General features: G+C 69.3%; 6 protein-coding genes. All 6 read right to left on the reverse strand.

Features of this window, described 5'->3' with window-relative positions; all coding sequences use genetic code 11:
- Positions 1-22: 22 nt before the first annotated feature.
- The gene (locus tag WME79_RS25590) at positions 23-4,228 is read right to left on the reverse strand and encodes an nSTAND1 domain-containing NTPase (RefSeq protein WP_437519925.1); all 4,206 of its coding nucleotides are present in this window, start codon (positions 4,226-4,228) and stop codon (positions 23-25) included.
- A complete protein-coding gene (locus WME79_RS25595) occupies positions 4,164-4,676 on the reverse strand; it encodes a protein kinase domain-containing protein (RefSeq protein WP_437519927.1) in 513 nt (170 codons plus the stop codon). Before WME79_RS25595 ends, WME79_RS25590 begins: the two co-directional genes overlap by 65 nt.
- Positions 4,673-4,972, reverse strand: a complete 300-nt coding sequence (locus WME79_RS25600; protein WP_437519929.1) for a hypothetical protein — start codon at positions 4,970-4,972, stop codon at positions 4,673-4,675. Before WME79_RS25600 ends, WME79_RS25595 begins: the two co-directional genes overlap by 4 nt.
- A gap of 225 nt (positions 4,973-5,197) precedes the next feature.
- Positions 5,198-10,351: an nSTAND1 domain-containing NTPase gene (locus WME79_RS25605; protein WP_437519931.1), complete on the reverse strand. Its 5,154-nt coding sequence runs from the start codon at positions 10,349-10,351 to the stop codon at positions 5,198-5,200.
- Between the two features lie 244 nt (positions 10,352-10,595).
- Complete coding sequence (locus tag WME79_RS25610; RefSeq protein ID WP_437539945.1) at positions 10,596-15,188, reverse strand: nSTAND1 domain-containing NTPase; 4,593 nt, start codon at positions 15,186-15,188, stop codon at positions 10,596-10,598.
- A gap of 509 nt (positions 15,189-15,697) precedes the next feature.
- Complete coding sequence (locus tag WME79_RS25615; RefSeq protein ID WP_437539947.1) at positions 15,698-20,215, reverse strand: nSTAND1 domain-containing NTPase; 4,518 nt, start codon at positions 20,213-20,215, stop codon at positions 15,698-15,700.
- Positions 20,216-20,735: the final 520 nt, after the last annotated feature.

Consider the following 20,735-nt stretch of genomic DNA (forward strand, 5'->3'; position numbering starts at 1 on the left):
CGCGCTCGACGGAGGGTGCTTGTCATTGACCGGCGGTGTCGCTCGGTCGGGCAGCCCGGCCCGGCGGAGATGCAGGGGTGACCGCGCGGGCGGCGTCGACGCGGCGCTGACATGCTTCCTGATGGGTCCGGGCCAACGCGTCGGGCACGCGGAGGAGCTCAATCCGCCGTTCGATGGGCATGCAGTAGGTCGTCGCCGTCCACAGCTTCGGATCATCGACGCCGTGGAGCGGCTCGAGATCGGTCCACACCCGTGCAACCTTATCGTCCGACGCTGTCACGATGCGCTCGCCATCCGGGCTGAACGCCGCGTCGTTGACCGCAAAGTCGGAGCCGTGGAGGACCAGGGGCTCACCCGTGCCGTCGGCATTCCACACCCGCGTCGTCTTATCCTGGGACGCGGTGACGATGCGCTTGCCGTCGGGGCTGAACGCTGCTCCCAGGACCCAATGCTCGTGCCCCCGAAATATGATGGGCTCGCCCGTGCCGTCGGCATTCCAGACCCGCACGGTCTTGTCATACGAAGCTGTGACGATGCGCTTGCCGTCGGGGCTGAATGCCGCCACCCGGACCCGGTTGTCGTGGCCGCGAAGGATGATGGGCTCGGCTGTGCCGTCGGCATTCCAGACCCGCGCGGTCTTGTCCCAGGAGGCGGTGGCAATACGCTTGCCGTCAGGACTGAACCCCGCTGAAGAAACCCCATCCTCGTGGCCCCGAAGGACCAGAGGCTCACCCGTGCCATCGGCGTTCCACACCCGCGCCGTCTTGTCCAAGGACGCGGTGACGATGTGCTCGCCGTCGGGACTGAACGTCGCCGAGTAGAGAACGTTCTCGTGACCGCGAAGGACCAGAGGCTCACCCGTGCCATCGGCGTTCCACACCCGCGCGGTCTTGTCCATTGCCGCGGTCACGACGCGCTTGCCATCCGGGCTGAACGCCGCCGAATAGATTTCATTCTCGTGACCGCGAAGGACCAAGGGCTCGCCCGTCCCATCGGCGTTCCACACCCGCGCGGTCCTGTCCGGTGACCCGGTGACAATTCGCTTGCCATCTGGGCTGAACGCCGCCGAATAGACCTCTTCCTGGTGTCCGCGGAGAGTTCTGGGCTCGCCTGTACCGTCGACGTCCCACACCCGCGCGGTCTTGTCCCAGGACGCGGTAACGATGCGCTTGCCGTCAGGGCTGAATTCCGCCGAGAAGACGCCATCTTCGTGGCCACCGAGAACCACGGGCTCGCCCCTGCCGTCTGCGTTCCAGACCCGTGCGGTCCTGTCCCAGGACGCGGTGGCAATGTGCTTGCCGTCGGGGCTGAATTCCACCGAATAGACCTCCTCCTCGTGACCGCGAAGGAGCCTGGGCTCGCCCTTCCCGTCTGCGTTCCAGACCCGTATGGCCCTGTCCCAGGACGCGGTGGCGATGTGCTTGCCGTCGGGGCTGAATACTGCTGAACTGACCACTCCCCCATGGCCGCGAAGGATGATGGGCCCGCCTCTCCCATCAGCGCTCCACACCCGCGCAGTCCTGTCCGATGATGCGGTCGCGATTTGCTTGCCGTCGGGGCTGAACGCTACGTGCAGGACCGCCTCTTCGTGCCCCTGAAGGACCACGAGCTCCCCGCCACCGTTTGCGTCCCAGACCCGCGCAGTTCGGTCCGAAGATGCGGTGACGATGCGCTCGCCGTCGGGGCTGAACGCCGCCGTGTGGACGTCTCCCTGGTGACCGCGCAGGACAATCGGCACGCCCGATCCATCGGCGTTCCAGACCCGCGCGGTCCTGTCCAGTGATGCGCTGACAATGCGCTTGCCGTCGGGGCTGAAGGCCGCTGAAGAGACCCGATCCTGGTGACCGTGAAGGACCACAGGCTCGCCCGTGCCGTCGGCGTTCCATACCCGCACGGTCCTGTCCGCACAGGCGGTGATGATGCGCTTGCCGTCAGGGCTATAGCCCGCATGCATGACGAGATCCGGATGGCTGAGGACCGCGCGGGCGACCCGGCTCTTCAGCGCCGCTCGTGCGAGAACGGCCCACCCTCGCGGCACATCGGGTGGCTCGACCTCGCGCAGGATCGCGAGCACGGTCGTGGGATCGGCCTCTAGCTCGCGAGCCATGGCCATGCGGGTCGCGTTTCGTGCGTCACGGGCTTCGGTCTGCGCGCGCCCGGCCTCCTGGTCGGCACGCGCAGCCTGCTGGTTGGCGCGCGTGGCTTGCCGGTTTTCGCGGATCGCCAGGTACGACACGAGCACCAAGATCGCACCCAGCGCAGCGGCCACGCCGGTGACGAGCCGCCGGCGCAGGCGCCGGGCGCGCTCTATGAGGTCAACGACGGCCAGCAGGTAGCGCTCTTCACACCTGCCGAGCCCGACGCCAAGGGCGTCTCCCTGCTCGGCGCGGCGGCGCTCGTGCCACGCCCTCGCGTCTTCCGCCGTGTGACCGCGCCAGAGCAGCCCCTCGGGATAACCGCTCGCTTCCCACGGCTGGGCCACGGCGCGCAGCCGGGCGAGGAACTGCGCGTCCTGCTCGCCCTCGGTGAGCCACTGCCCAAGCCTCGGCCACGTGTCGATCAAGGATTCGTGGACCAGCTCCACCGTCGTGCGACCCCGCTCGCCACCGATGTCCTGCTGGCCGGCCTCGATGAGCAATAGTCGCGCGCCGGCCAGGTGCTGGACCACCTCCGCGATCGCGTCGCCAGCACGGCCTTCGCCGTCCTGGGCCAAATCGCGCAGCTCGTCCAAACTCACTACTGCGCGCGTGCGTTCGGGCGTGACCAGGCGTACGAGCACCGCCCGCGCCAGCCGCTGCTCGCGCACCGGCAGCGCCGAGAGCACCGCGTCCGCGTGCGCCGATAGGGCCCCGGCCACGCCGCCGAGCTGCTCATAGCTGTCCCGCGTCAGCAGCCGGCGCGCGCGGTCCCGCACCTCCCACAGCTTCGCGGCCGTGAACTGCAGGAGCGGCAGCGGGCTCCGCGTGCTCTCCAGCGTGTCCAGCATGTGCTCGACCATCTCTTCGGCCTCGAAGCGATGACCGGCCGCCGCGAGCGGCCTCGTCAAGGCGTCATGCAAGCCGTCGCGCCCCATGGGCGGCAGCAACGAGAGGCCGCGGGTCACGTGGGTCATGAACTCGTAGTCATCGGCGATGCGATCGAGGAAGTCCGAGCGGATGGCGAGCAGCACCCGCAAGGGGGACGACGCATCGTCGGCCGCGCCCTCCAGACAGGCGACGAACGCAGCCCGTTCCTCGCGGCTGGCGCCAAGCGTGTACAGCTCCTCGAACTGATCGACGAAGAGCAGGATATGGTGCCTTTTCCCCTGACGCCGGCAGCGCGCTCGCAGCCGGGCGCCCAGATAGCCCGGCTGGGCGCACATGGCGGCGACGATCCCGTCGTGCCCGGCGAGCTCGGCCGAGCCGGCGATCGCGCTGGCGACCTCGAACTCGGCCACTTGCACGAGCACATCGACGAGCGCCGACAGCGGGCGGCGCCCTGGGCGCAGGATGAACGTCTCCCAGCGATCGCTGGAGCGCTTCAACGCCGGGATCACCCCCGCGCGCACGAACGACGACTTGCCCGCCCCGGAGGGGCCGGCGACCGTGATCAGCGGCTGGTAGCGAAGCCGCGCCGTCATGGCAGTTACATCCCGATCTCGGCCGAAGAAGCGCGCGGCATCCGACTCCTGGAACGCCGACAGTCCCGCAAAGGGGCTGTCGTCCTCGCCGAGTTCGAGCTCCTTGCGACCAGGCAGCAGCGCTTCCAGCTCGGCAAGCAGCTCCTTGGCCGAGCCGATGCGCTCGTCCTTCCGCTTCTTCAGGCACCGGTCGACGAGGGCACCCAGCGCGGCCGCGTCCGGGCGCCGCGCGCTGACGCTGGGCATGGGGACATCCAGGTTCACGACGTCCACGAGCCGAGCGAAGGAGAACGGGTCGAGAGGGTGCGCCCCCGCAAGCAACGTGTACAGAAGGATGCCCACGGCCCAGAGGTCGCTGCGAGCATCGATGTCCCCGCCCAGCAATTGCTCGGGTGCCATGTAGGCCGGCGTGCCGGCGAACCCGCTCTGATGACCCTGTTCCTCCCCTCCCGCGAGCGCCGCCCGCGCGCCCGTGAGCGTCGATAGCAGCTTGGCATCGAGCTGCTTGGCGATCCCGAAGTCGACCACCTTGATGCCCCCTGCGTCATCGATGAGGATGTTCTCCGGCTTGAGATCGCGGTGAACGATCCCGAGTTCGTGCGCGCACACCAGCGCGCGCCACCGGAATCATCAGCTCGGCCACCAGTCCGGCCGCCAACGGACCGGTCTGCCCGACGGCGGCGAGCGGCCTGGGCGCGCTGAGGGGCTCGCGTTGAGCCAACCATTGGCTCAGCGTGCAACCCTTGATGTACTCGAGCACCATATACGGGTATCCATGGATCTCATCCACCTCATGGATGACGACGATGTTCTCGTGCCGGCAGCGCGCCGTCGCCCTCGCCTCGGCCAGGAAGCGCTCGATCCCCTGCCCGCTGTACTCGAGCAGCAGCTTGATCGCGACCAGGCGCCCGAGCTTCGTGTCCCGGGCCAGGTACACGATCCCCATTCCCCCCTGCCCCAGCGTACGGATGATCTCGTAGTGCTTGATCGTATCCCCGACGTCCGCGAGCGGGGAGCCCCGAGCGCGGCCCAGAAGCGTCGCTGCCGCCAGCGTCATCGCAGCCTGCGCCGGCCGAAGCGCGGCCTCCTGCGCTCGCTCCTCGGGCACCGCGTCAGCCGGGGCCCCGTGCGCGCGAGGCCGGTAAGCGCGCGCATGCGCACCGCCTGTTCAGGAAGACGGCTCGAGATCGCAAAATCGAGGACGACCGGCAGACCGCTATCGCTCGGCCGCCCCTTGTAGGCGGCCGCTCGGCTGCTCTCCCCGATGTATGAAAGGATCTCATAGCGGCCCTGGACCACCGTCCCCGGCGCGAAGATCCCCCGGTTCATCATGGCCACTCCGATCGCTGCCACCTCACACGCCAGCCTCGGACGAAACGTCCTCACGTCGCATCGATACGCACCGATTCCGACGGTTGAGCTCATCGCGCCGCGCTGGCGGGAGAGCTCAACGATATACCTGGCCCCATGCTCACGCAGCCTCGCTGCCTGTCCACGCTCTATAGCATCGTCTTCACACACCGTCACACCATGGGCAGCCGGCTTGGCGACAGGTGCGGTACAATGGAGGGGTGCTCGTCATCCGCCCGCAGTGCCGCTCGGTTGGCCGGCCGAGTCCGGCTGGGATCCCGGGGCGGCCACGCGGGCGGCTTCGACTCGGCGCAGGCAGTCTTCCCGATGAGGCCTGGCCATGGCCTCGGGCACCCGGAGGAGTTCCATCCGCCGCTCGATCGGCATGCAGTAGGTGGTCGCAGTCCACAGCTTCGCATCATCCATGCCGTGGAGCGGCTCGAGATCGGTCCACAGCCGCGCGACCTTGTCGTCGGACGCGCTGGCGATGCGCTGGCCATCGGGGCTGAATGCCACGACGTTGACCGGGGAATCGGAGCCGCGAAGAACCAAGGGCTCGCCCGTACCATCGGCGCTCCATACCCGCACCGTCTGGTCCTGAGACCCGGTGACGATGCGCTTGCCGTCGGGGCTGAACGCCGCAGAATTGACCCAGTGTTCATGTCCCGGAAGGACCAGGGGCTCGCCCGTCCCATCGGCGTTCCACACGCGAACGGTCTTGTCCCATGACCCGGTGACGATGCGCTTGCCATCCGGGCTGAACGCCGCAGAATGGACCCAATGCCGGTGCCCCCGGAGGACCAGGGGCTCGCCCGTCCCATCGGCGTTCCACACGCGGGCGGTCTTGTCCCATGACCCGGTGACGACGCGCTTGCTGTCGGGGCTGAACGCCGCAGAATCGACCCAATCCTCGTGACCACGGAGCACGATCGGTTCTCCCGAACCATCGGCGCTCCACACGCGCGCGGTCTTATCCCATGATGCGGTGACGATGCGCTTGCCATCCGGGCTGAACGCCGCCGACTGGATCCGCTCCCCGTGACCACGAAGCACGATCGGTTCTCCTGAACCGTCTGCGTTCCACACCCACGCTGTCTTGTTCATCAACGCGGTGACGATGCGCTTGCCGTCGGGGCTGAATGCCGCAGAAGAGATCGGAGCGTCGCCACGAAGGATCAAGGGCTCACCCGACCCATCGGCGTTCCACACCCGCGCGGTCCTGTCGTAAGACGCGGTGACCATACGCTTGCCATCGGGGCTGAATGCCACCGATTTGATGCCCAGCTGATGACCCTGAAAGACCAGGGGCTCGCCCCTCCCCTCGGCATCCCACACCCGCGCCGTCTTGTCCCACGACGCCGTGACGATGCGCTTGCTGTCCGCGCTGAACGCCGCCGAACAGACCCCGTCCTCGTGGCCGCGAACGACCAAGGGCTCGCCCGTCCCATCGGCGTTCCACACCCGCGCGGCCTTGTCCCACGACGCCGTGACGATGCGCTTGCCGTCGGGGCTGAACGCCGCAGAGTAAACCTCATGCTCGTGCCGAATGACCAAGGGCTCGCCCGTCCCATCGGCGTTCCACACACGTACCGTCTTGTCCGAGGATGCAGTGACGATGCGCCTGCCGTCGGGGCTATATGCCGCAGAGTGGATCCGCTCCTTGTGACCGCGAAGGATCAGGGGCTCGCCCGTCCCATCGGCATTCCACACACGCGCCGTCCTGTCCCACGACGCCGTGACGATGCGCTTGCCGTCGGGGCTGAACGCCGCCGAACGGACCAGATCCTCATGCCCCCGGAGGACCACGGGCGTGCCCGCGCCATCGGCGTTCCATACCCGCGCCGTCTTGTCCTGCGACGCCGTGACGATGCGCCTGCCGTCGGGACCGAATGCCGCGCTCCAGACCCGCTCCTTGTGACCGCGAAGGATCAGGGGCTCGCCCGTCCCATCGGCATTCCACACACGCGCCGTCCTGTCCCACGACGCCGTGACGACGCGCTTGCCGTCGGGGCTGAACGCCGCCGACCATATCGTCTCCTCGTGACCGTTGAGGAGCACGGGCTCGCCCGTCCCATCGGCGTTCCACACACGCGCCGTCCTGTCCCACGACGCCGTGACGACGCGCTTGCCGTCGGGGCTGAACGCCGCAGAGTGGAGCCCATCCGGATGGGTTAGCACCGCACGAGCGAGCCAACTGTGCAGCGCCCAGCGCGCGAGAACGGCCCACCCGCGCGGCACACCGGGCGGCTCGACCTCGCGCAAGATCGCGAGCACCGTCGTGGGATCCAATTGCAGCTCGCGCGCCGCGGCCATGCGGGTGGCGTTGCGCGCTTCTCGGGCTTCGGCTTGCGCACGGGCCGTTTCCTGGTCGGCGCGCGCTGCCTGCTGCTCGGCGCGCCTGGCCTGCCGGTCGGCGCGGACCGCGAGGAACGACACCATCAGCGCAATCGCGGAGAGCATTGCGATCATCCCCATGGCGAGCCGCCGACGCCGACGCCGCGCGCGCTCGGACAGGGCCACGACGGCGAGGAGATAGCGCTCTTCGCGCTTGCCGAGCCCAATGCGCCAGTCGGCGCCCTGCTCCGCGCGACGGCGCTCACGCCACGCTCGGGTCTCGTTCGCCGCGCGATCCCGCCAGAGCAATCCCTCGGCATGACCGCTCGCCTCCCATTGCTGGGCCGCGACGCGGAGCCGGGCCAGGAACTGCGCGTCTTGCTCGCTCTCGGCAAGCCAGTGCCCGAGCCTTGCCCACCGTTCGATCAACGACTCGTGAACCAGCTCCACGGTCGTGCCCTCACGCTCGCCGCCGGTCGCGATGAGCAGCAGCCGCGCCCCGGCCAGATGTTGGACCACCTGCGCGACCGCCTCACCGGCGCGGCCTTCGCTGTCCTGTGCGAGCTCACACAGCTCGTCCAGGCTCACCACGGTGCGCGTGCGCTCGGGCGTGACAAGGCGCACCAGCACCGCCCGAGCCAGCCGCTGCTCCCGCACCGGCAGCGCCGAGAGCACCGCGTCCGCATGCGCCGATAGGGCCCCGGCCACGCCGCCGAGCTGCTCATAGCTTTCCCGCGTCAGCAGCCGGCGCGCGCGGTCCCGCGCCTCCCACAGCTTCGCGGCCGTGAATTGCAGCAGCGGCAAGGGGCTCCGCGTGCTCTCCAGCGTATCGAGCATGTGCTCGACCATCTCGGCGGTCTCGAAGCGATGGCCGGCCGCCTCCAGCGGCCTCGTCAAGGCGTCATGCAATCCCTCGCGTCCCATGGGCGGCAGCAAGCTGAGACCGCGTGTCACGTTGCCCATGAAATCGTGATCATCCGCGGTGCGATCGAGAAAGTCCGAGCGAATGGCGAGCAGGACGCGCAGGGGCGACGAGGCGTCGTCGGCAGCGCCCTCCAGACAGGCGACGAACGCCGCACGTTCCTCGCGGCTCGCGCCGAGCGTGTACAGCTCCTCGAACTGATCGACAAAGAGCAGGATATGGTGGTTTGCCCCCTCACGGCGGCAGCGCGCTCGCAGCCGGGCGCCCAGGTGGCCCGGCTGCGAGCGCAAGGTGGCGACGATCCTGTCGTGCTCGGCGAGCTCCACCGAGCCCGCCATCGCGCCGGCGACCTCGGACTCGGCCACCTGCACGAGCACATCGACGAGCGCCGACAGCGGGCGGCGCCCGGGGCGCAGGATGAACGTCTCCCAGCGATCGCTGGAGCGCTTCAACGCCGGGATCACCCCCGCGCGCACGAACGACGACTTGCCCGCCCCGGAGGGGCCGGCAACCGTGAGGAGCCGCCGATTGCGCAGCCGCGCTATCATGGCGGCGATGTCCCGATCGCGGCCGAAGAAGCGCGCCGCGTCCGACTCCTGGAACGCGGACAGCCCCGCGAACGGGCTCTCTCCTTCGCCTAGCTCCGACACCTTTCGACCGGGCAGCAGCGCCTCCAGCTCGGCGAGCAGCTCCTTGGCCGAGCCGATGCGCTCGTTCCTCCGCTTCTTCAGGCACCGATCGACGAGGGCGCCCAGCGCGCCCGCGTCCGGGCGCCGCGCACCGACGCTCGGCATGGGGACATCCAGTGTCACGATGTCCGCGAGCCGCGCGGGCGAGAACGGGTCGAGCGGGTGCGACCCCGCGAGCAGCGTGTAGAGCAGGATGCCCACGGCCCAGAGGTCGCTGCGACCATCGATGTCTCCGCCCAGCAATTGCTCGGGCGACATGTAGCGCGGCGTGCCGATGATCACGCTCCGAGGGCCCTGAGCCTCACCCCCCGCGAGCGCCGCCCGCGCGCCCGTGAGCGTCGATATCAGCTTGGCATCGAGTTGCTTGGCGATCCCGAAGTCGACCACCTTGATGCCCCCTGCGTCATCGATGAGGATGTTCTCCGGCTTGAGATCGCGGTGAATGATCCCGAGTTCGTGCGCGCAGGCCAGCGCCCGAACCACCGGAATCATCAGCTCGACCACCTGGCCGGCCACCATCGGATCGGCCTGCCCGACGGCGGCGAGCGGGCCTGGCGCGCCGGGGCGCTCGCGCTGGGCCAGCCATTGGCTCAGCGTGCAGCCCTTGATGTACTCGAGTACCATGTACGGGTATCCCTGGATCTCGTCCACCTCGTGGATGACGACGATGTTCTCGTGCCGGCAGCGCGCCGTCGCCCTTGCCTCGGCCAGGAAGCGCTCGATCCCCTGCCCGCTGTACTCGAGCAGCAGCTTGATCGCGACCAGGCGCCCGAGCTTCGTGTCCCGGGCCAGGTACACGATCCCCATTCCCCCCTGCCCCAGCGAGCGGATGATCTCGTAGTGCTTGATCGTGCCCCCGAGGCCCACGAGCGGGGAGCCCCGAGCGCCGTCCAGCAACGTCGCTCCCGTCAGCGTCGTCGCCGCCTCCACCGGCCGACGCGCGGCTTCCTGCGCTCGCTCCTCGGGCACCGCGTCAGCCGGGACCCGCGGGCGCGCGAGGCTGGTGAGCGCGAGCGTACGAACCGCCTCTTCGCCAGGAGCGGGGCTCGATATCGCGTCATCAGGCGACCGCCGCACCAGCGCTTCGGAACCGCTGCTCGCCTCCTCTCCTCTCGGCTCCCGGTTCTCCTGCCTGCTCCCCTCCACGTCGTTCGGTGCGCCCGGCTCGACGAAGACAGCATGGTTCTGCCCGTCGCCGGCACGTGTCCAGTCGATCGGCCGGACGATGCGGCGGTGGTGTAGCCGCGCGCAACGCCGCAGGAGGCGCGCGCCATCGCCGTCTCGTGCCAGACGATGGATCTCGAGGCCGACCGGCGGACCGCGCTCGCTCAGTCGCCCTTTGTAAGCGACCGCTCGGCTGCTCGCCCGGAAGCATGACAGGATATCGTAGCGACCCTGGAACGCCGTCCGTGGCGCGCGGATCCCCCGGTTCATCATGGTCCCTCCGATCGCTGCCGCCTCGCGCGCCAGCCTCGGGCGAAGCGTCCCCCCCGCATCGATACGCAACGATCACGACGGTTGAGCTCGCCGCGCCGCGCTGGCAGGAGAGCTCAACGACGTACCCGACCTCATGCTCAGGCAACCGTATTTTCCGTCCACGATTGTAGCATCGGTCCTACCCACCGTCGCGCCATGAGCGGCCCGTCCTGGTGGCGGGTGCGGTACGACGGCGGGATGCCCGTCATCGGCCGGCGCTGCCGCTCGGGTTCCCAGCTGAGCCTGGCTGAGCCCCGGGGCCGGCCACGCGGGCCGCTTCGACGCGGCGCAGGCAGTCTTCCTGATGAGCCCTGGCCACGGCCTCAGGAACGCGGAGTAGCTCGATCCGCCGCTCGGTCGGCATGCAGTAGGTGGTCGCGGTCCACAGCTTCGGGTCATCGACGCCGTGGAGCGGCTCGAGATCGGTCCACAGCCGCACGGCCTTGTCGTCCGACCCGCTCACGATGCGCTTGCCGTCGGGGCTAAACGCTACGCTGTTGACGGGAGACTCCGAATCACGGAGGACCAGCGCCTCGCCCGTACCATCGGCATTCCATACCCGTATCGTTCCGTCTTCGGACGAGGTGACGACGCGCTTGCCATCGGGGCTGAACGCCGCAGCACTCACCCAGTGCTCATGGCCCCGGAGGACCAGGGGCTTGCCCCCGCCGTCAGCGTTCCACACCCGCGCTGTCTTGTCCCATGACGCCGAGACGATACGCGTGCCATCGGGGCTGAACGACGCCTTGCTGACTTGAGCCTCGTGACCACGAAGGACCAGCGCCTCGCCCGTGCCATCGGCATTCCATACCCGCACCGTCTCGTCGCGGGAAGCCGTGACGATGCGCCTACCGTCAGGGCTGAACGCCGCAGAATGGACCCAATCGTCGTGACCACGGAGCACCGTCGGTTCTCCGGAGCCATCGGCGTTCCACACCCGCGCTGTCTTGTCATACGACCCGGTGACGATGCGCTCGCCGTCAGGGCTGAACGCCACAGCGCAGACCCGGTCCTCATGACCACGCAGCACGATGGGCTCACCGGAGCCGTCGGCGTTCCACACCCGCGCTGTCTTGTCATACGACCCGGTGACGATGCGCTTGCCATCAGGGCTGAACTCCGCCGAATAGATCGGAGCCTCACCACGGAGAATCAACGGTTCACCCGACCCATCGGCGTTCCACACCCGCGCTGTCTTGTCATACGACGTGGTGACGAGGCGCTTGCCATCGGGGCTGAATACCGCCGAATAGACCGCATTCTCATGTCCCCGAAAGGCGAACGGCTCCACCGTACCCGCGACATTCCATACTCGCACCGTCCTGTCATTGGACGCGGTGACGATGCGCGTGCCGTCGGGGTTGAAAGCCGCCGAGTACACCCCACTTTCGTGACCGCGAAGGATCATGGGTTCGCCCGTGCCATCTGCGTTCCACACGCGCACTCTCTTGTCCCAGCGGGACACGGTGACGATGCGCTTGCCGTCGGGGCTGAACGCCACATGGGACACCTCCTGCTCGTGCCCCCGGAGGACCAAGGGCTTGCCCGTGCCGTCGGCGTTCCACATCCGCACCGTCTTGTCCGAGGACGCGGTGGCGATGCGCTTGCCGTCAGGGCTGAACTCCGCAGCGTTGAGCACGTCCTCGTGACCACGAAGGACCAGCGGCTCGCCCGTGCCATCGGCGTTCCACACACGCGCCGTCTTGTCCCACGACGCCGTGACGATGCGCTTGCCATCGGGGCTGAATGCCACGGAACAAACCAGATTCTCATGGCCCCGAAGGATCAGGGGACTTCCGGTGCCGTCGGCGTTCCATATCCGCACCGTCTTGTCCTGGGACACCGTGACGATGCGCCTGCCATCGGGGCTGAACGCCGCGCCCGCGACACGCTCCTCGTGGCCACGAAGGACCAGCGGCTCGCCCGTGCCGTCGGCGTTCCACACCCGCGCCGTCTTGTCCCAGGACGCCGTGACGATGCGCTTGCCGTCAGGGCTGAACGCCGCGGACCAGATCGGCTTGCTGTGGCCCCTCAGGACCACGGGCTCGCCCGTGCCGTCGGCGTTCCACACCCGCGCCGCCTTGTCCCACGACGCCGTGACGATGCGCTTGCCGTCGGGGCTGAACGCTGCAGAATTGAGCCCATCCGGATGGGTTAGCACCGCACGAGCGAGCCAGCTGTGCAGCGCCCAGCGCGCGAGAAAGTCCCACCCTCGCGGCACACCGGGCGGCTCGACCTCTCGTAATATCGCGAGCACTGTCGTGGGGTCGGTCTGCAGTTCGCGCGCCGCGGCCATGCGGGTGGCGTTGCGCGCTTCTCGGGCTTCGGCCTGCGCACGGGCCGTTTCCTGGTCGGCGCGCGCGGCCTGCTGCTCGGCGCGCCTGGCCTGCCGGTCGGCGCAGATCGCGAAGTAGGACACCATGAGCGCAATCGCGGTGAGCGTCGCGATCATCCCCATGGCGAGCCGCCGCCGCAAACGCCGCGCGCGCTCGGCGAGGGCCACGACGGCGAGGAGATAGCGCTCCTCGCGCTGGCCAAGCCCGGAGCGCCACTCGGCGCCCTGCTCGGCGCGGCGGCGCTCGCGCCACGCTCGGGCCTCGTTCGCTGCGCGATCGCGCCAGAGCAGCCCCTCGGCGTGACCGCTCGCCTCCCACTGCTGGGCCGCGGCGCGCAGCCGGGCCAGAAACTGCGCGTCTTGCTCGCTCTCGGCAAGCCACTGCCCGAGCTTTGCCCACCTCTCGATCAACGACTCGTGGACCAGCTCCACGGTCGTGCCCTCGCGCTCGCCGCCGGCCTCGGTCAGCAGCAGCCGCGCACCGGCCAGGTGCTGGACCACCTGCGCGATCGCCTCACCGGCGTGGCCTTCGCTGTCCTGTGCGAGCTCACACAGCTCGTCCAGGCTGACCACCGCGCGCGTGCGCTCGGGCGTGACAAGGCGCACCAGCACCGCCCGAGCCAGCCGCTGCTCGCGCACCGGCAGCGCCGAGAGCACCGCGTCCGCGTGCGCCGATAGGGCCCCGGCCACGCCGCCGAGCTGCTCATAGCTGTCCCGCGTCAGCAGCCGGCGCGCGCGGTCCCGCGCCTCCCACAGCTTCGCGGCCGTGAACTGCAGGACCGGCAAGGGGCTCCGCGTGCTCTCCAGCGTATCCAGCATGTGCTCGACCATCTCGGCGGTCTCGAAGCGAAGACCGGCCGCCTCCAGCGGCCTCATCAAGGCTTCATGCAAGCCCTCGCGCCCCATCGGCGGCAGCAACGAGAGGCCGCGGGTCACGTGGGTCATGAACTCGTAGTCATCCGCGATGCGATCGAGGAAGTCCGAGCGGATGGCGAGCAGGACCCGCAGGGGCGATGAGGCGTCATCGGCCGTGCCCTCCAGACAGGCGACGAAGGCCGCCCGCTCCTCGCGGCTCGCGCCGAGCGTGTACAGCTCCTCGAACTGATCGACGAAGAGCAGGACGTGGTGCCTTGTCCCCTGACGGCGGCAGCGCGCTCGCAGCCGGGCGCCCAGATAGCCCGGCTGCGCGCTCAACGTGGCGACGATCCCACCGTCCCCGGTGAGCTCGACCGGGCCCGCCGGCGCGCCCGCGCGCTCGGACTCGGCCACCTGCGCGAGCACATCGACGAGCGCCGACATCGGGTGGCGCCCTGGGCGCAGGGTGAACGTCTCCCAGCGATCGCTGGAGCGCTTCAACGCCGGGATCACCCCCGCGCGCACGAACGACGACTTGCCCGCCCCGGAGGGGCCGGCGACCGTCACGAGCGGCTGGTAACGCAGCCTCGCCGTCATGGCGACCACGTCCCGATCGCGGCCGAAGAAGCGCGCGGCGTCCGACTCCTGGAACGCGGACAGCCCCGCGAACGGGCAGTCGTCCTCGCCGAGCCCGGGCGCCTTGCGACCGGGCAGCAGCGCCTCGAGCTCGGCGAGCAGCTCCCTGGCCGAGCCGATGCGCTCGTCCCGCCGCTTCTTCAGGCACCGGTCGACCAGGGCGCCCAGCGCGCCCGCGCCCGGGCGGCGCGAGGTGACCTGGGGCATGGGAACATCAAAGTTCACGATGTCCGCGAGCCGCTCGATCGGGGATGGGTCAAGCGGGTGCGCCCCGGTAAGCAGAGTGTACAGCAGGATGCCTACGGCCCAGAGGTCGCAGCGAGCGTCCACGTCCTCGCCCAGCAATTGCTCGGGCGACATGTACGACGGTGTTCCGACAAGCGCGCTCCGAAAGCTCGGTTCATCCTCTCCCGCGAGCGCCCCCGGCGCCTCCGTGAGCGTCGATAGCAGCTTGGCATCGAGTTGCTTGGCGATCCCGAAGTCGACGACCTTGATGCTCCCGGCGTCGTCGATGAGGATGTTCTCCGGCTTCAGATCGCGGTGCACGATCCCGAGCTCGTGCGCGCAGACCAGCGCGCGGACCACCGGGATCATCAGCTCGACCGCCAGCCCGACCGGCATCGGACCCGGCGCGCCGGAGCGCTCGCGCTCGGCTCGCCACTGGCTCAGCGTCCGGCCCTTGATGTACTCGAGCACCAGGTACGGGTGTCCACGGATCTCGTCCACCTCGTGGATCACCACGATGTTCTCGTGCCGGCAGCTCGCCGTGGCACGCGCCTCGGCCAGGAAGCGCTCGATCCCCTGCCCGCTGTACTCGAGCAGCAGCTTGATCGCGACGAGGCGCCCGAGCTTCGTGTCCCGAGCCAGGTACACGATCCCCATGCCACCTTGCCCCAGCTCGCGGATGATCTCGTAGTGCTTGATCGTCCCGCCGACGTCCGCGAGCGTCGAGCCCCGGGCGCGGTACACCATCGTCGCTCCCGCCAGCGTCTTCGACGCCGGCGTCGGCCGGATCCCGGTCTCTTGCGCTCGCTCCTCGGGCATCGAGCCAGCCGCGGGCCCCGCGCGCGCGAGCTCGGGGAGCACGAGCGTGCGCACCGCCTCTTCACCAGGAGCGCTGCTCGAGACGAGAGAGCTCAACGGCGCATCCGGCTCGACGCTCAGGCAGCCTTGCTGCCTATCCTTGCTCGATGGCATCGCCCCCCCGCCCCGTCCGGCATCGCCGCTCTGCTGGATGCCCGGGCGGCTCCCTTCCCCACAATCTCAGTTCACTCGACGTTCCAGCGATTTCCGCGCAATGGTCTTGTTGGTCGTCGCACCCTGTTATTGCAGTCGCACCTCGGGTGAGCAACCTGGCCGACGGGCAGCCCCCGATTCCGCGCTGCGTTCCGGCCCGCCCTGGCAGCATGTACAACGCGGGGGAACAACACCCGTCATCGGTCGGGCGTGCCACGCGGTCCGGCGGCCGAGTCCGGCCGACTTCAAGGAGCAGCCGCGCGGGCTGCGTCGACCCGGCGCAGACAGGCCTGCTGGTGGGCTCGAGCGGTGGCCTCGGGCACGCGGAAGAGCTCAATCCGCCGCTCGACGGGCATGCAGTAGGTCGTCGCAGTCCACAGCTTCGGGTCATCGACGCCGTGGAGCGGTTCGAGGTCGGTCCACACCCGGGCGACCTTGTCGTCCGACGCGGTGACGATGCGCTTGCCATCGGGGCTGAACGCGACGCTGTTCACCGGGGAATCGGAGCTGCGCAGGACCAGAGGCTCGCCCGTGCCATCCGCATTCCATATCCGCACCGTATGGTCCCGGGACGCGGTGACGATGCGCTTGCCGTCGGGGCTGAACACCGCCGAACTGACCCAGTGCTCGTGACCACGCAGAACCAGGGGCTCGCCCGTGCCGTCCGCGTTCCACACACGAGCGGTCTTGTCCCATGACCCAGTCACGATGCGCTTGCCGTCGGGACTGAACGTCGCTGAAAAGACCGGACCCTCGTGACCACGAAGGGCCAGGAGCTCGCCCGTGCCGTCCGCGTTCCACACGCGAGCGGTCTTGTCCCATGACCCAGTCACGATGCGCTTGCCGTCGGGGCTGAACGCCGCTGAAACGACCGGATCCTCGTGACCGCGAAGCACCAAGGGATCGCCCACGCCATCCGCGCTCCACACGCGAGCGGTCTTGTCCCAGGAGGCCGTGACGATGCGCTTGCCGTCGGGGCTGAACGCCGCCGAAAAGACCGGGGCCTCGTGACCGCGAAGCACCAAGGGATCGCCCACGCCATCCGCGCTCCACACACGTACGGTCTCGTCCCCTGACGCCGTGACGATGTGCTTGCCGTCGGGGCTGAACGCCGTCGAAAAGACCGGGGCCTCGTGACCGCGAAGCACCAAGGGATTGCCCACGCCCTCCGCGCTCCACACGCGTGCGGTCCTGTCCAAGGACGCGGTGACGATGCGCTTGCCGTCGGGGCTGAACGCCGCCGAGACGACCGGATTTTCGTGACCGCGAAGCGCCAAGGGATCGCCCGCGCCACCCGCGCTCCACACGCGCGCGGTCCTGTCCAAAGACGCGGTGACGATGCGCTTGCCGTCAGGGCTAAACACCGCCGAGTAGACGACATCGTCGTGGCCACGAAGGACCAAGGGCTCGCCGATTCCATCCGCGTTCCATACGCGCGCAGTCCTGTCCAAGGACGCGGTGACGATGCGCTTGCCGTCGGGGCTGAACGCCGCCGAAGAGACCTGCTCCTCATTACCCCGGAGGACAAGGGGCTCGCCAGTGCCATCCGCGTTCCATACGCGCGCAGTCCTGTCCAAGGACGCGGTGACGATGCGCTTGCCGTCGGGGCTGAACGCCGCCGAATAGAGCCCCTCCTCGTGACCGCGGAGGACCAGGGGCTCGCCCGTGCCATCCGCGTTCCACACGCGAGCGGTCCTGTCCATGGACGCGGTGACGATGCGCTTGCCGTCGGGGCTGAACGCCGCCGAATGGACAGGGGCTTCATGACCCCGGAAGACCAGGGGCTCACCCGTACCCTCCGCGTTCCATACCCGCACGGTTTTATCCCAGGACGCGGTGACGATGCGCTTGCCGTCGGGGCTGAACGCCGCCGAATGGACAGGGGCTTCATGACCCCGGAAGACCAGGGGTTCGCCCGTACCATCCGCGTTCCACACACGCACAGTCTCGTCATACAGCGCCATTGCGATGCGCTGGCCGTCAGGGCTGAATACCGCCGAACGAACAACGCTGTCTTGACCTCGGAAGACCAGGGGCTCGCCCGCACCCTCCGCGTTCCACACACGCACGGTCTTATCCAAGGATGCGGTCACGATGCGCTTGCCGTCAGGACTGTAGCTCGCACACACGACGCCGTCCGGATGGGTGAGCATCGCGCGAGCGACCCAGCTGTGCAGCGCCCAACCCGCGAGAGCAGCCCAGCCTCGCGGCATATCGGGCGCCTCGACCTCGCGCAAGATCGCGAGCACGGTCGTCGGATCGGCTTGCAGCTCGCGCGCAGCGGCCATACGGGTGGCATTGCGCGCCTGAAGGGCTTCGGTCTGCGCATGCTGCGCTTCCTTGTCGGCGCGGAGCGCCAGGTACGACACGATGAGCGCGATCACAACGAGCGCGGCGATCACGCCCATAGCGAGCCGCCGCCGCAAGCGCTGCGCTCGCTCGGCGAGGGTCACGACAGCCAGCAGATAGCGCTCGTCCCTCTTGCCGAGCCCGACGCGCCACTCGGCGCCCTGCGCAGCGCTGCGGCGCTCGTACCATGCTCGGGCCTCCTGGGCAGCGCGGTCGCGCCAGAGCAGCCCCTCGGCGTGCCTGCCCGCCTCCCACTGCTGGGCCGCGGCTCGGAGCCGGGCCAGAAGCTGCGCGTCTTGCTCGCTCTCCGCAAGCCACTGCCTGAGCCGCGCCCACGTTTCGATCAAGGACTCGTGGACCAGCTCCACGGTCGTGCCCTCGCGCTCGCCCCCGGTCTCGATCAGCAGCAGCCGCGCACCGGCCAGGTGCTGGACCACCTGCGGGATCGCCAGAAGCGCCCCCTCCTCGACGCCCGTCGCGCCACCGTAAAGCTCGTCCAGGCTCACCACCGCGCGCGTGCGCTCGGGGGTGACAAGGCGCACGAGCACCGCACGGGCCAGCCGCTGCTCGCGTGCCGGCAGCGCCGAGAGCACCGCGTCCGCGTGCGCGGACAGGGCCCCGGCCACGCCCCCCAGCCTCTCGTAGCTGTCTCGCGTCAAGAGCCGGCGCTCGCGATCCCGCGCCTCCCACAGCTTCGCGGCCGTGAACTGCAAGAGCGGCAGCGGGCTCCGCGTGCTCTCGAGCGTACCCAGCATGTCCTCGACCATCTCCGTGGTCTCGAAGCGATGACCGGCCGCCTCCAGCGGCCTCGTCAACGCGTTCCGCAGGCCCTCGCGCCCCATCGGCGGCAACAGGCAGAGGCCGCGTGTCACATCGCCCATGAAATCGTGATCATCGGCAATTCGATCAAGAAAATCTGAGCGAATGGCGAGCAGGACACGCAGGGGCGACGACGCGTCGTCCGCCGCACCTTCCAGACAGGCGACGAACGCGGCCCTCTCCTCGGGCGCGACGCCAAGGGTATAGAGCTCTTCGAATTGATCGACGAAGAGCAGGATATGATGCCTCGTCCCCTCACGGCGGCAGCGCGCACGCAACCGAGCCCCCAGATGGCCCGGCTGCGCGCGCAACGCGGCGACGATCCCGTCGTGCTCGGCAACCTCGAGCTCGGCCACCTGCACGAGCACGTCGACGAGCGCCGACAGCGGCCGGCGCCCCGGCCGCACGATGAACGTCTCCCACCGCTCGCTCGCGCGCTTCAAGGCCGGGATCACCCCCGCGCGCACGAGCGACGATTTGCCCGCCCCGGAGGGGCCGGCAACTGTCACCAGCGGCTGGTAGCGCAGCCGCGCTGTCATGGCGGCGACATCGCGATCGCGACCGAAGAACCGCGCGGTATCCGACTCCTGGAACGCCGATAGCCCTGCAAACGGGCTCTCTCCTTCGCCGAGCTCGGGCCCCTTTCGGCCGGGCAGCAGCGCCTCCAGCTCGGCGAGCAGCTCCTTGGCAGAGCCGATCCGCTCTTGCCTCCGCTTCTTGAGGCATCGGCCGACCAGGTCGCCGAGCGCGCCCACGTCCGGGCGCCGCGCGCTGACGCGAGGCATTGGGACATCGAAGTTCACGAGGTCCGCGAGCTGCGCGACCGAGAACGGGTCGAGCGGATGCGCCCCCACGAGCAGCGTGTACAGAAGGATGCCCACAGCCCAGAGGTCGCTGCGAGGATCGATATTCCCGCCCAGCAATTGCTCGGGCGACATGTACGCCGGCGTGCCGATGATCGCGCTCCGATGGCCCTCAACACCGCTTCCCGCGAGCGCCGCCCGCGCCCCCGGGAGCGTCGACATCCTCTGGACATCGAGCTGCTTGGCAATCCCGAAGTCGAGCACCTTGATACATCCTGCGTCATCGATCAGGATGTTGTCCGGCTTCAGATCGCGATGAACGATCCCGAGCTCGTGCGCGCAGACCAGCGCGCGAACCACCGGGATCATCAGCTCGACCACCTGGCCGGGCGGCATCGGGCCGGACGGCCCTATCGCAGCGAGCAGGCCTGGCGCGCTCGGGTGCTCGCGCTGCGCCAGCCATTCGCTCAGCGTGCGGCCCTTGATGTACTCGAGCACCAGGTACGGGTGGCCGCGGATCTCGTCCACCTCGTGGATCACCACGATGTTCTCGTGCCGGCAGCGCGCCGTGGCCCGCGCCTCGGCCAGAAGGCGCTCGCTCCCCTGCCCGCTGTGCTCGCTCAGGAGCTTGATCGCGACGAGGCGCCCGAGCTTGGTGTCCCGCGCAAGGTACACGCTCCCCATGCCGCCCCGGCCCAGTTTGCGGATGATCTCGTAATGCTTGATCGTGCCGCCTGCGTCCGGTAGCACGGAATCCAGAGCGCGCTCCGCCAGCGTCGCTCCCACCAGCATCTTCCCATCTTGCGTCGGCGGGAGCTCGGCCTCCTGCGCTTGCTCCGCAAGCATCGGGTCGGCCGCGGCCTCCGCGGGCGCCATGCCGGTGAGAGCGAGCGTGGGCACGGCCTCTTCGCCAGGAGCTCCGCTCGCGCTCGGGCGGTCCGGCCGCCGCCGCGCCGGAATCTCGGAATCTCCGCTCGCCCCCTCTCCTCTCGGCTCCAGGCCCTCCCGCCCGCTACCCTCCGCGCCGGCCGCACGTCCGGGCAGGAGCTCGAAGACGGCATAGAGCCGCCCCTCGCCGGCGTGCCCCCAGTCGATGGGCCAGCCGATGCGGGGGTGGTGGAGCCGCGTGCAACAACGCATCTCCCGCAGGAATCGCGCCAGGCCACGCCGCACCAGATGCGCGCCAGCTCCATCCCGCGCCAGGCGCAGGATCTGAACGACGATCGGCTGACCGCTCTCGATCAGCCGCCCTTTGTAGACCGCCGCTCGGCTGCTCGCCCGGAAGCATGACAAGATCTCGTAGCGGCCCTGG

The sequence above is a fragment of the Sorangium sp. So ce726 genome, from assembly GCF_051521405.1.
Lineage (GTDB): Bacteria > Myxococcota_A > Polyangia > Polyangiales > Polyangiaceae > Sorangium.